Annotated in this window: 11 protein-coding genes; 1 reads left to right on the top strand and 10 read right to left on the bottom strand. The window is 47.5% G+C overall.

Going from position 1 to position 13,193, the window contains the following annotated elements:
- Positions 1-79: 79 nt before the first annotated feature.
- The 8 genes from H5336_RS18105 to H5336_RS18070 form a co-directional block, all read right to left on the bottom strand.
- The gene (locus H5336_RS18105; RefSeq protein WP_185235876.1) at positions 80-3,055 is read right to left on the bottom strand and encodes a TonB-dependent receptor; all 2,976 of its coding nucleotides are present in this window, start codon (positions 3,053-3,055) and stop codon (positions 80-82) included.
- 340 nt (positions 3,056-3,395) lie between these two features.
- Positions 3,396-4,910: a fumarate hydratase gene (locus H5336_RS18100; RefSeq protein ID WP_185235875.1), complete on the bottom strand. Its 1,515-nt coding sequence runs from the start codon at positions 4,908-4,910 to the stop codon at positions 3,396-3,398.
- Between the two features lie 117 nt (positions 4,911-5,027).
- Entirely contained in the window at positions 5,028-5,765 is a 738-nt protein-coding gene (locus tag H5336_RS18095; protein WP_185235874.1) for a hypothetical protein, read from the bottom strand.
- Between the two features lie 56 nt (positions 5,766-5,821).
- A complete protein-coding gene (locus H5336_RS18090; RefSeq protein ID WP_185235873.1) occupies positions 5,822-6,460 on the bottom strand; it encodes a urate hydroxylase PuuD in 639 nt (212 codons plus the stop codon).
- A gap of 112 nt (positions 6,461-6,572) precedes the next feature.
- Positions 6,573-7,157, bottom strand: coding sequence for a superoxide dismutase [Fe] (gene sodB, locus H5336_RS18085; RefSeq protein WP_185235872.1), 585 nt, complete (start codon positions 7,155-7,157; stop codon positions 6,573-6,575).
- A gap of 190 nt (positions 7,158-7,347) precedes the next feature.
- Positions 7,348-8,991, bottom strand: a complete 1,644-nt coding sequence (gene groL, locus H5336_RS18080) for a chaperonin GroEL (RefSeq protein WP_185235871.1) — start codon at positions 8,989-8,991, stop codon at positions 7,348-7,350.
- Positions 8,992-9,066: 75 nt separating this feature from the next.
- Complete coding sequence (gene groES, locus H5336_RS18075) at positions 9,067-9,357, bottom strand: co-chaperone GroES (RefSeq protein WP_185235870.1); 291 nt, start codon at positions 9,355-9,357, stop codon at positions 9,067-9,069.
- A gap of 303 nt (positions 9,358-9,660) precedes the next feature.
- The gene (locus H5336_RS18070; RefSeq protein WP_185235869.1) at positions 9,661-10,098 is read right to left on the bottom strand and encodes an FxsA family protein; all 438 of its coding nucleotides are present in this window, start codon (positions 10,096-10,098) and stop codon (positions 9,661-9,663) included.
- Between the two features lie 142 nt (positions 10,099-10,240).
- Between H5336_RS18070 and H5336_RS18065 the strand changes: the two genes are divergently transcribed.
- Positions 10,241-11,473, top strand: a complete 1,233-nt coding sequence (locus tag H5336_RS18065) for an AmpG family muropeptide MFS transporter (RefSeq protein WP_185235868.1) — start codon at positions 10,241-10,243, stop codon at positions 11,471-11,473.
- 299 nt (positions 11,474-11,772) lie between these two features.
- Here the strand turns inward: H5336_RS18065 and H5336_RS18060 are convergent, their stop codons facing one another.
- Both H5336_RS18060 and ampD read right to left on the bottom strand, forming a co-directional pair.
- Positions 11,773-12,612 carry a histidine kinase gene (locus H5336_RS18060; RefSeq protein WP_185235867.1) on the bottom strand — a complete coding sequence of 280 codons (840 nt, stop codon included), beginning with the start codon at positions 12,610-12,612 and terminating at the stop codon, positions 11,773-11,775.
- Between the two features lie 15 nt (positions 12,613-12,627).
- The gene (gene ampD, locus H5336_RS18055; protein WP_185235866.1) at positions 12,628-13,173 is read right to left on the bottom strand and encodes a 1,6-anhydro-N-acetylmuramyl-L-alanine amidase AmpD; all 546 of its coding nucleotides are present in this window, start codon (positions 13,171-13,173) and stop codon (positions 12,628-12,630) included.
- Positions 13,174-13,193: the final 20 nt, after the last annotated feature.

The following is a 13,193-nucleotide window of genomic DNA, read 5'->3' as shown; positions in this document are numbered from 1 at the left end:
TCACCTTCGATTTTATGTCATTATTTTTCGTTCAATACTTAAGAAGGGCGAAACTCCCCCTTCTTAAGCGGCGAAACAATTAATAGAATTTCCAGTTCAGGCCAACCTGAACACTGGTCCCAAAGTCTTCATGACGATACATAATATTTCCATTTGAATAGCTATTACCGTCCATATAACGATTGGTTTTTTCCTGTGTCAGATTAAGTAAATCCAAGTAAAGACTGATATCGTCTGTAGCTTGGTAGGTTGCTTTGAAGTCCAAGTTAAACGCTGCATCGTAGTAAACATCATTCCACGTTTCGCAGTTATAGGGTACACCACCAGCATCATCTGCAATATCTTGTGCAGTACAAGAACCCACCTTGTCTAGAATTTCACTGGTGTAATTACCAATTATACGCGCAGACGCGAAGTCATTCTCCCAGCCCAACACAAGGTTAAGTGTTGATGCGGCCATATTGGGAAGCTTGATAGCTTCAGCACGGAGGTCATCCCCCATCTGCGCTTCACTATCCAGTAAAGTGGCATTCGCCTGAACAAAGAAATCACTTTCAAAGTACTGCGCATAGCTTAGCTCGATACCATAAACATTCGCACTGTCACCGTTGTCATAGAAGTTTACATCGCTATAAACGACATTAGGTACAAAATTAAAGTACGGCACTTCATCTGTTGGTAGGCCAACAGGTAGGTCTTCTATAGACGAGGACTTTCCACGCACCTCAACAATAAAGTCTTTAATGTCTTTGTAGAATACCGCAGCCTGCAGGTAAAGATCCTCATTAGGGTACCAACCGACAGATGTATCAAAGTTCACCGAATACATTGGATCTAATTGAGGGTTACCCAAACCGAAAGTATTCTCAGAATCAACGACAAAGCGGTTTTCAATATCGTCTAGGTCAGTCGCACCGATATTACCAGGGTTGTCAGAACACTGTTCATAAAATTCAGTATCTGCAGGATCGTCGTTACACACACTAATTCGGCCGTCAAACCGTGCAAATGCGCGCGCTTGATCAAAGCCTGGTCGTGTACCTGAAGTCCATAATGCCGCACGAACCATATACTCATCCGACGGCTCATATATAAAGTGAACACTTGGGTGAATATCCGTATAGGTTTTAGACGTACCCTCCAAAGGCACAACAATATCTAAAGATTCTGTTGCGTTTTTAGATTCAAAGCGATCATTACGGATTGTGAAATTACCGACAGATTCAAAATCTGTTTGGTTATAACGAACACCCGTGATTACTGACATAGTGTCTGAAAACTCAAGTTTAGCCTCCAGATACAAGGCTCTCGAATCTTCGGTAATGGAGTAGTCCTCATCACGGCTAGACTGATCTGTTTGCGATGGGTCAAAATTATCCGCAACCGCTCGAGTAGACGTTAGCAATGCTTCGGCAGAGCCATAAGTAATGTGCTCAAAATTAAACTCCGGATGCGACGGCATATACGTCGAGATATAATCGCTCCCATAGTTTGTAGTGCTTGCCTTAGTAGAGCACTCGATTTCTTCTGGCGTTGAAGTGCCATCACTGTCAAAACACAGATCAGAAAAGTCAGATGGTTTGAGGCTTACTCGATTTCTATCTCGAGTTCGCTCACGATCTTTTACCTGCAAACCGCCCTTCACATATTTAACAATACCTTCGTCAAACTCTTTCGTTAAATTTAAATTGAACGAACCGATCGTATCTTCGCGATCACTATCTTCAATGAAAATATTATCGTAAGCCATCAATGGTTGATAAGCTGATGGGTAAGCACCGTCAAAATCAAGCACGTCCGCTCCGTAGATTTTGAAGTCTCGGTCAGGGTCGGAAACTTCGTAATCATCACCCGTCAACGCTGCTAGCTGTCCACTTCTGATAGGTGTTCCGGAAATGAAATTGTCTCCATAAATACCCATCATCGCCATATCTTGCTTGCGAAACTGTACACGGCGACCATCTGGCTTGTCGTTAGTACTGGATGAATAAGCCAAACTGTAATCCACAACCCATGTGTCGGCAAACCTATTCATACCCTCGAATGCTACGGCATCAGTTTTAACTTTAGATTCCTGAATAAAAAACTGTTGTTGTAGCTCTGCATCACCAACGGCAAATGAGTTATTACTAGGATCCGAAAAGTACGGTTCACGATCGGAATAGAAACGGTAATATTCGCGCAGTGCGATATCTACATCTTCGTACTCTGTATGGCTGAGCCGAACAGTGTATTCTGAATTATCAGTTGGCCTCCACCCAAGATCAAAAGATCCACTCAAGCGAGTACGCTCAGCATCTTCTTGGCGAACTTGCGACTCATAAGGCACCAACATTGGCGAACCAGTATTTAACGGATCAAAATATCGGGCCTTTTCGTCGTCGTGGTGCAAATTCTCATAGTTAACTGTTTTACGCGTCTCCGCAGAGACTGAATACCCTATACCGACTGTCTCATCTGCCAGCAAATTGGTGCCGCTCAAAGATAGTTTAGGGTTTAATTCTCCACGATAATTTTGCTGGTTTAACTGAGCCTTCAATTTCAGCGAATCGCGATTAGTATCAAAAGCAGATATCGTTTTAAGGTCTACAGATCCTGCTGTGCTATAGGTATCCATGCTTGGAAGTATGGTTTTATTAACCACAACGCCCCCAAGCATATCGCTAGAAATCACATCCAGCCCAAAGCCACGATCATCTGCGCCCGCAGACGCCAGCTCGCTACCGTTGATTGTCACGTTCACAAACTGAGGCCCCAAGCCTCGCAAATTAATTTTTTGACCTTCACCCTCTGATTTTTGTAACGTTACACCAGGCAAACGTTGCAGAGACTCTGCTACGTTCTGGTCCGCAAAGTTACCAGCATCATCCTGCGCAATAATGGAGCTGAAGGATTCTTTGTTGCGTTCGGCTTGACGGGCGTTAAGCTCCGCCTGCTTTACACCTTCAACAACCACTTCTTCAAGTAACGCATCATCATCTGTTGCTTCTTGGGCGTGTAGAGCGCCAGAAGCCGACAACGCAACTACTAGGCTCAAAAGACGTCTATTGAACATATATGCTCTCCGTTAATATTTTTTATCTGTATCAGGCCAGTAAGACCCAATTTGGTAATACCAAAATCCTGGGCAATCGTTACATAGTGTGAACAAAATCTCAACCCGGCTTGACCAATCAATGTCAACTAAACGGTAATCATGCCACAGGCATCGGCTAACCGTTTGTTTTATAAGACATTAATAATCCAGGCAATTGGCCTGACCAGATCGCCACACGGTTACCTTCCGTAACAGTTAACCGTAACAAATTTACGCATACGTATGAGAAATTCCCATGCGGGAATATTAGGAGGCTATCCCCCTGCCAGCAAGGCTGACAGAGGAGGGGGAGTGAGAATTATTTGAGTTTAAGTGCTTGAATATTGGCCTTCCACACTTGCGGTCCGGTCTGATGAACGGACACGCCTTCGCTATCAACGGCTACGGTAACCGGCATGTCTTTAACTTCAAATTCGTAGATGGCTTCCATACCCAAATCTTCGAATGCCAGCACCCTGGCCTTCACGATTGCTTTGGATACCAGGTAGGCGGCGCCACCCACGGCCATTAGGTAGACGGCTTTGTTGTCTTTAATGGCTTCGATACCCAAAGGGCCGCGTTCAGCCTTACCCACCATGCCGATTAACCCGGTTTTTTCGAGTACGGTACGGGTGAACTTATCCATACGAGTGGCCGTTGTTGGGCCTGCGGGGCCAACCACTTCATCACGCACTGGGTCTACTGGGCCTACGTAATAAATAAACTTGTTGGTGAAATCGACGGGCATCGCCTCGCCCTTCTCGATCATGTCCACCAAACGCTTGTGGGCAGCATCGCGCCCAGTCAGTAATTTGCCGTTTAACAGGAGCGTTTGGCCCGGCTTCCATTTTGCGATGGCTTCCGGCGTGATTGAATCCAAATCTACGCGCTCTACAGATTCACCTACTTCCCAGCTCACTTCCGGCCAATCCTCAAGGCTTGGCGGTGTTTGCAGTGCCGGGCCGGCGCCCTTTAGGGTGAAATGTGCATGCCGAGTGGCCGCACAGTTGGGAATTAGAGCAACGGCTTTATTTGCTGCATGGGTGGGGTAGTCTTTTACTTTTACATCTAGCACTGTGGTTAAGCCGCCCAAGCCCTGAGCGCCAATACCCAAGGCATTAACCTTCTCCATTAGCTCTAAACGCAATTCTTCTGCACGGTTCTCGGCACCCTTCTCAACTAAATCTTGAATGTCTACCGGCTCGAGCAGTGACTCCTTAGCCAGCAACATTGCTTTTTCAGCCGTGCCACCGATTCCAATACCCAGCATTCCGGGCGGGCACCAGCCTGCGCCCATTTGCGGAACCATTTTCAGCACCCAGTCTACAACCGAGTCTGAGGGGTTGAGCATCGCAAACTTAGTTTTAGCTTCGGAACCACCGCCTTTCGCCGCTACATGTATCTCAATGGTATTACCCGGCACCATCTTGTAGTGAATAACCGCCGGGGTGTTGTCGCCGGTGTTTTTTCTTGCGCCATCGGGGTCGGCCAGAATGGAGGCTCGAAGCTTGTTATCAACATCTAGATAGGCCTGGCGAACGCCTTGATTCACAATATCGTCGAAGCTCATATCGCCTTCAACTTTGGTATTCATGCCTACATTTACGAAAACCGTCACAATACCGGTGTCCTGACAAATAGGACGATGCCCCTGCGCGCACATACGTGAATTAATCAGAATTTGTGCCATTGCGTCTTTGGCGGCAGGGTTGGCCTCTTTCTCGTAGGCTACATGCACGGCATCAATAAAATCTTTGGGGTGGTAGTAGGATATAAACTGCAAAGCATCGGCCACACTGGCGATGATGTCTTCTTGGCGAATAATGGTAGTCATGGATGTACCCATTAATGTATGTAACTCAAAACATCAGACGCTAGCGTGTATCTGCGCTGAATATGGGGGAATTCTACACCGACCGATAGGTGGTTTTTAGGGGCCTGCCCCCCCCCCCTAAGGCATTGCAGCAGAGGAGCTGTCCAATTGCATTAATTTTTGATTAACGCTACGACGAAATGCATCTATCGCTAAAATAGCCTCTTCATTACTTGAAATTCGTTTTTTGAGATCAGCTTCCATTTTGTTCAATTGGCGCATTCTGTCTGAGAGCCCTTGAACCTGATTAATGTGTGCTTGTGAATCACGCTCTATGTTGCTCAAAGCCGATTGCTGCGAGTCGAGTAGATCGTTGATCATCTGAATTTCGGTATTAGTGCTTTTTAGCGCGGCCTGAATTTTAGCATCAACCGATTTCGCGCCCTTCTTAAGGACGTTAATTTGGGTTTTATTACCCTCAATCGCTTTTTTATTGCGATCGTAAGCGACACCCCACAGCTTGCGAATCTCTGAATCGGCCCACTTCACCTTTGCCTGAAGTGCCGTAACAGACGCTGAACTTTCGTCGTCTGTCATCTGTAACTGACCCTCCAGCTCAAGAATACGCTTGTCGGCTGTGTGTAGCTCTTGCTGAGTTTGCATCAATAACCAGAAAACATAACCGGCAAAACCGATTCCCACAAACGATAACAGCAATGCCAAGGGCGCTAATTTTGACTTCACGATCACTGGGCGGACGGGAGCATTACCTGCCACTGGCTGCCGCGGTTGAGCGGTAGTCCGCTGACGATGATGAACAATTTCATCCTTCTCGGGGCGAATGGGGTTAAGCGTGGGCTCTTTTCTTTCTGTCATGGGGTAAACCAAATTGCACTAATGAATGAGGGTACCCCGAAGAGTACCCACATATTTTACAGGAATAAATTAATCAAGAAGAGTACCGCAGTTAGCATAATGCTCATGTGAATGACACCGCGAATACTGGCCAGAGGGCCAAGCTTACCTACCATAGCGTTGATTTGGAGCAATATTGTCAATGCCAGTGATACCCATAACCCAATACCCGCTCCCTCCGCCGCCACCAGGTAATCCACGCTATAACCCAAATGCGGTGATGCCAGCATACAAAACAACATAGGGCCGGAAAACAACGTATTGGTGCGAGAAGCCAACGCCGCCTTTGGTGCCGCTGCCGAAGCGTCTCCTTCTGCCAAACCTAAAATGATTTTCTGCTTTGGCCAGATAATGAACCAAACATTGAGAAACATCAGCGTTCCCAGAGTAGCGCCAAGAATGATGTAATCGTTCATCACGCTCTTGTGTTGAACGCCACCAAATAAAATCAACCCAGTAACGAACGTGAGCATCGCACCCCAACGAAACCACCACAGCGCCCGCGGTGCCAGCTTAGCCTTTACATCCGTAAGCGCGGCTGGTTCGGCTTCTTTAAAATATTCGGTTTGTACAAAATTGAAGTAATACAGCATGCCAACCCACACAAGCCCGAACAGTACGTGCATCCAACGAAATAAAAAGTCTACAATTTCCATCAATCACCCCAAGTCGTCTATTTATTGTCGGGCTACTGTATACCACCGCCCATTTTTTTCAAATTAAAAAAAAGGCCGCAAATGCGGCCTATTCGAATATCTAACTACAATTTTAGCCAGCAACGTTGCGGTTAACAAATTCCCAGTTAACCAAATTCCAGAATGCGTCCATGTAAGTTGGGCGAGCATTGCGGTAGTCGATGTAATAAGCGTGCTCCCATACATCTACGGTTAGCAAAGGCGTAACGGAATCATCCGTTAAGGGTGTAGCCGCATTTGAAGTGTTAACGATTGCCACGCTACCATCTGCATTTTTAACGAGCCAAGTCCAGCCAGAGCCGAAATTGTTAATAGCGGATGCAGTGAACTTTTCTTTGAATTCGGCAAAGGAACCAAAAGCGGTGTTTATGGCATCGGCAATGGCACCGGTGGCTTCTCCACCACCGTTAGGCGCAAGGCAGTTCCAGTAAAACGTGTGATTCCAAATTTGTGCTGCGTTGTTGAACACTCCGCCGCTAGAGGTTTTAACAACCTCTTCCAGAGTTTTACCTTCAAACTCGGTTCCTGGAACCAGCCCATTCAGCTTAACCACATAGGTGTTGTGGTGTTTACCGTAGTGGAAGTCGATGGTTTCAGGGGAAATGTGGGGGGCAAGCGCATCGCGCTCATATGGCAAAGCCGGTAATTCAAAAGCCATGTGTATTACTCCTTGAGGAACATGAAGTTCAATTTAATAGAGGGAAGTCTACAGCCGTCCTGACGAAATGGAAATTAAGAACAACTATTAACGTGACAATAGATTTTATGGTGGACACTAACATTCATCTAGTGCACATAGAAACGGCCCCAACGGGGCCGTTTAGCATAGCAAAGTATGAGGGGCTGAATTACATCATGCCGCCCATACCACCCATGCCGCCCATGCCACCCATGTCTGGTGCAGAAGGCTTGTCATCGGGCTTTTCAGCAACCATAGCTTCAGTGGTAACCATTAAACCAGCAATGGAACCGGCCGCCTGCAGAGCAGTACGGGTAACTTTTGCTGGGTCGAGAATACCCATTGCCAACATATCGCCGTATTCACCGGTACCCGCGTTATAACCGAAGTTACCTTCGCCGTTGCGAACTTTCTCGGCAATTACAGAGGCTTCGTCGCCCGCGTTGGTCACGATTTGACGCAGCGGAGATTCCATTGCACGACGCGCAATACCAATACCGGCATCCTGGTCTTCGTTATCACCGGTAAGATCGGCAATTGAAGCAACCGCACGAATCAGTGAAACACCGCCACCAGGTACAACGCCTTCTTCAACGGCAGCACGGGTTGCGTGCAGCGCGTCTTCAACGCGAGCCTTCTTCTCTTTCATTTCAACTTCGGTAGCCGCGCCAACCTTAATAACCGCAACACCACCAGCCAACTTAGCTACGCGTTCTTGCAGTTTTTCAGCGTCATATTCAGAGCTAGTCTCTTCGATTTGAGCACGCACCTGATTAACGCGCGCTTTAATGTCTTCCGCAGAGCCAGCACCGTCAACAATTACGCTAATCTCTTTAGACATACTGAAACGCTTGGCTTGACCAAGGTGCTCCAGAGTTGCGCCTTCTAGGTCTAGGCCAACTTCTTCAGAGATAACCGTTGCACCGGTAAGAATGGCTATGTCTTGCAACATGGCCTTACGACGATCACCAAAACCAGGCGCTTTACAGGCAGCAACTTTAACGATGCCACGCATGTTGTTAACAACCAGAGTGGCCAGAGCTTCGCCTTCAACGTCTTCAGCGATGATAACCAAAGGCTTACCAGCCTTTGCTACGGTTTCCAGTACAGGCAGCAATTCACGGATGTTGGAGATTTTTTTGTCAACCAACAGAATGAATGGGCTTTCGTGCTCAACACTCATGTTGTCTTGGTTGGTAATGAAGTAAGGCGACAGGTAACCGCGGTCAAACTGCATACCTTCTACAACATCCAGCTCGTTTTCGAGGCTGTTACCTTCTTCAACAGTGATTACACCTTCTTTGCCAACTTTACCCATAGCTTCGGCAATGATGTCACCTACTTGCGTATCGGAGTTTGCCGAGATGGTGCCTACCTGAGCGATAGACTTACTGTCTTCACAGGGCTGAGCACTGGACTTAACAAATGCAACAGCCGCAGCAACCGCTTTGTCGATACCACGCTTGAGGTCCATCGGGTTCATGCCCGCAGCAACAGATTTCAGGCCTTCGTTTACAATAGACTGAGCCAGAACAGTTGCTGTGGTGGTGCCGTCACCAGCGTCGTCAGAAGCCTTAGAGGCAACCTCCTTCAGCATTTGTGCGCCCATATTCTCAAACTTGTCGGTCAATTCAATTTCTTTGGCTACCGATACACCGTCTTTGGTTACGGTTGGAGCGCCGAAAGATTTGTCGAGTACTACGTTGCGACCTTTGGGGCCTAAAGTAATCTTTACAGCGTCGGCCAGAACGTTTACGCCTGCCAACATCTTTTGGCGAGCTTCGTCACCAAATTTTACTTCTTTAGCTGCCATGGTATTTTTCCTTACTAGCTAATAGTCAAATTGTTGATTTAAATGTATTAAATTCGGAAGTTGTTTACCTACCGATTATTCAACAACAGCTTTTATGTCGCTTTCGCTGAGAATTACCAGCTCTTCGCCATCGATTTCAATGGTGTCACTACCTGCGTACTTACCGAAAACAACGATGTCACCTTCTTTCACATCAACTGGACGGCTCTCGCCGTTATCCAATACGCGGCCAGAACCTACAGCAACTACAACACCCTGATTTGGCTTCTCTTTTGCTGAACCAGGCAGAACAATGCCACCAGCAGATTTTTCTTCTTCTTCCTTGCGGCGAACCACAACACGATCGTGTAAAGGACGAATTTTCATTGATGATTTCTCCAATAATAAGCGTTTCTTGAACACATAATGCTCTGAAGTGGAGCATGTAACGAATACGGCCTCGGATAGCTCCGAAGCCCCCAAAACCTTTGTGTACCCCTAAATGGGTGCCTAATTTTTTATTTCAACACCCCTGATGGTAAAAACTTTATATTCAGTGCCACTTTTACGTATTAGCCAAGCAACCGCCTCAACGAAGCCCCTAACTCAGCTGACCCAAGCTCGATCAACGCAAACCAGAGCAACATAGGCCAACAATTAAGGGCATCCAAGCCGATAAACGCTTGTGCGCTAGTCTGGTTTTGAATCGTCGCGGCGAAATTCACCTTCAATCGTGTTGTTCGCTTGGCCTTGGCCTCTGTGAGAACCGCTAGTGCGCACAGAAAACTGGCGCATACCCCATGCAATGAAGACTTGGCGTACACCCGGAATCAGGCAGGCAAAGCCGATGGCATCGGTAAAAAAGCCTGGTGTAAGTAAAAGAGCGCCCCCAATGGCCAGGAATATGCCTTCAGCCATTTCACGGGCGGGTAATTGCCCGCCTTCCATTTTCGAGCGAGCTCGCATTAAGGTACTAAAACCCTGCTGACGTAACAGCGCCAACCCAAGCATGGCCGTTAGCAGAACAAGGCCAATAGTGGGAAGTGGGCCAATAATTCCACCAACGGTAATCAGCAGCCACATTTCGACTATGGGAATTAGTACAAATAAAACAAGTAGAACTCGCAAAACAGCTTCCTATATCTGAACATCTGTTAACCAAGTGGGGTTGCTGGCGCTGCTATTCAAGGGTATGCCCTTGCCTTCCCTCGGCCCATTGGTAACAATGCGGCCAACCTTCTCACTGCTCATTCAATAATTTGGCGGGAATTTGAACACATTCTGGTCTTCTGTATTCAACCGGCGCATCTTAACGTGCGTATTCACCGGCTTTAGTTCTGGCTTGCCACTTTATATTCTTATAACACTGGTACCCGCTTGGCTGCGAACAGAGGGTGTTGGCCTGAAGGAAATTGGGTTATTCGCGGCTATTCAGCTACTTTACAACCTGAAATTCTTATGGGCGCCGTTTACCGAGCGCTTCCAACTGCCTTTACTCGGCTTGCGGCGAGGCTGGCTGCTGCTAACTCAAGTGTGCCTGTTGCTTTCAATTGCGATGCTGCCGTTCTTCTCCATTCAGTCATCACTTACGCTAATCGCGGCTGTGTCCTTTTTAGTGGTATTTTTTAGCGCCACTCAGGATGTAGTCATTGATGCGTTTCGCAGAGAAATATTACCCGACCACGAGCTAGGGTTTGGCAACTCTATCCACGTTAACGCCTATAGAATTGCTGGGTTTATTCCCGGCTCGCTTTCCCTGATTCTTTCCGACCACTTTGCGTGGAATACGGTTTTCCTCGTTACCGCTTTGTTCATGCTGGTGGGTATTGGCATGACGCTGGCGGTAAAAGAGCCCGAGCACCTATACACTCCCACCCGTTTAAAAGATGCGGTTATTGAGCCCTTCAAGGAATATTTCGGTAGATTAGGCTTTACTCGAGGACTACAGATTGTCGGCTTTATTCTGCTCTATAAATTGGGCGACAGTATGGCCACGGCACTGTCCACACCTTTTTACATCGATATGGGGTTCACCAAAACGGAAATTGGTCTTGTCGCCAAAAATGCTGCATTTTGGCCGATGATCTTTGGCAGTATCATCGGCGGCCTACTCATGATTAAAATAGGCATTAATAAAGCACTCTGGGTATTCGGGCTTGTTCAGTTCACATCGATATTTGGCTATGCCGCACTCGCGCATTTTCAATCGGGAATCTGGCTTTTGGCGCTGGTTGTGGGCTTTGAGTACCTCGGTGTAGGGCTTGGGGCGGCAGCCATAGTGGCCTTTATCGCCAAAACCACCAGTATTAAACACACGGCGCTGCAATTGGCGCTGCTAACCTCCATAGCGACCTTACCCAGAACCGTAGCAAATGCCTCTACGGGTTATATTGTGGAGACCATCGGTTGGGAAAGCTTCTTTTATCTATGCGCTGTGCTTGCCATACCCGGCATGGTACTTCTGATATGGGTTGCGCCACTATGGGGAAATAGAGCGGAATAAAGGTAGAGGGAGAAGAAAAATAGCCTTACCGACTGGCGCACTGCATAAGCAGCTCAAGGGTAGGAGCCGGGTAAGCTCCTCAAGGGTACTATGGCCGCATCCGTGCTTAGGGAGGAGAACTGTATGTATGTACAGCCAGCCGGTAAGAAAGTTAATACTATTCCTATGGCATTCTAAGGTCAAGCCGTTTTCGATATCCGTCAACAAATAGTGTTTCAGTAACACGCTCAGCGGTTTAGATGTGCCTCGCAGCCCATACTACTAATAGCCCGCCGAGAGAGTGAGCATTCACTTTTTGGCTAGATCAGTATTACCAGTATTGCCGCTGCCGCCAACCAGAACCACAGCGTACGAGTATAAAGGCCGTTAAGCAGGTTTAACTCCTTGCGGGTTACTTCACAGGTTTGCGTAAGATCTTCATCCACCAGCAAAGCACCAAGAATCAACGGGCTCAATATGGCCGATGTCGTTCGCTTCGCGCAAAAAACACATTCACGCCAGCGCCGAAAACAACCCACGAAGTTGCCCGTAAGTGCAAAAGACAGCCCCAGTAACCGCACAGCAGGCCATTCTAGAATCCAGCGCAGTCGCCGACCAAGGTCATCCTCTGGCTGTGCTTCGTGGGAAAAAAGGAATGTAAGCCTGTACAAAAGAGCGCCAACCGGCCCCAAAACAAAAAACCAGAAGAGCACAGCGAACATTCGCTCGAAGCCCCTGTAGCCCGCTTCATCAAGTACATGCTCATGTAACTGGGACCAGTCGCCTTCACGTAAATCGTCGGTTCTAACATTAAGACGGCCGGCCCGCTCTAGCGCCGAGGGCCAGTCTTCTACGTAGCAAGCTTTCGTGTACTCAGCAACAATATCGCCGAACTCTCCACGCCCGAAACTGTACAACAACACCACAACCCCCAAGGGTAACAGTAACCATTGCGAGAATTCAGCCAAAATAATTTCCAGTGCTATAAGAATGGCCAATGGCACACCTACCGCCACAACGGCTTTCCATTGGGCCGATATTTTGCTGTTACCAACAACTTGGTTTACCCAGCTATAAAACCACCGGTCTTTGTGTAAAGGATTCGCCGCCCCCCAAACCTGAAGAAAGGCGATACCAATTAACACGATAAATAGGCTCATGAAAGCTCCACTGCTTTATAGCAAAGACAAATACCGGGCCCAATTGAACACTGGGCCTGGGTCTGATTTTCTATCGGGGGCAATATCGCAATGCCCCTTAATACGTTGCGGTGTTATGTTTGGAAAACAATCAATAATGGCTTTTGTTAAGGCTACCAGCGCCTGATACTGTTGATCAGTATAGGGCTCTGTGTCCGTCCCCTCCAGCTCAATACCAATAGAGAAGTCATTGCAGTTTTCCCGTCCTTGGAATACAGATTCCCCTGCATGCCAGGCACGCTTGTGAAAGGGCACAAATTGTACAATATCGCCATTGCGCTGGATTAAACAGTGAGCAGACACCTGCAGATTGGCGATGGTTTCGAAATAAGGATGCTTTTCCACGGGGAGCTTATTGAGAAAAAAACGCTCGATATAGCCGCCACCGTATTCGCCAGGCGGTAGGCTAATATTATGGATAACAAGGAGAGATATTTCGACTTTAGAAGGGCGCTGATTGCAATTTGGCGAAGCCTGTTGCTCCGCCAGCTGGTACCACCCTTGCTCGATTGCTTGCGCCATCTATCGACATCCCACAGATT

It is taken from the genome of Teredinibacter franksiae (assembly GCF_014218805.1).
Lineage (GTDB): Bacteria > Pseudomonadota > Gammaproteobacteria > Pseudomonadales > Cellvibrionaceae > Teredinibacter > Teredinibacter franksiae.
The sequence above is the reverse complement of the archived record's forward strand: the minus strand, read 5'-3'. Positions and strand labels throughout refer to the sequence as shown.

Coding starts and splice junctions, on each gene's coding strand:
- H5336_RS18060 (WP_185235867.1), bottom strand. CDS start 12,612: ATGAGCCTATTTATCGTGTTAATTGGTATCGCCTTTCTTCAGGTTTGG.
- H5336_RS18090 (WP_185235873.1), bottom strand. CDS start 6,460: ATGGAAATTGTAGACTTTTTATTTCGTTGGATGCACGTACTGTTCGGG.
- H5336_RS18100 (WP_185235875.1), bottom strand. CDS start 4,910: ATGACTACCATTATTCGCCAAGAAGACATCATCGCCAGTGTGGCCGAT.
- groL (WP_185235871.1), bottom strand. CDS start 8,991: ATGGCAGCTAAAGAAGTAAAATTTGGTGACGAAGCTCGCCAAAAGATG.
- sodB (WP_185235872.1), bottom strand. CDS start 7,157: ATGGCTTTTGAATTACCGGCTTTGCCATATGAGCGCGATGCGCTTGCC.
- H5336_RS18095 (WP_185235874.1), bottom strand. CDS start 5,765: ATGACAGAAAGAAAAGAGCCCACGCTTAACCCCATTCGCCCCGAGAAG.
- groES (WP_185235870.1), bottom strand. CDS start 9,357: ATGAAAATTCGTCCTTTACACGATCGTGTTGTGGTTCGCCGCAAGGAA.
- ampD (WP_185235866.1), bottom strand. CDS start 13,173: ATGGCGCAAGCAATCGAGCAAGGGTGGTACCAGCTGGCGGAGCAACAG.
- H5336_RS18105 (WP_185235876.1), bottom strand. CDS start 3,055: ATGTTCAATAGACGTCTTTTGAGCCTAGTAGTTGCGTTGTCGGCTTCT.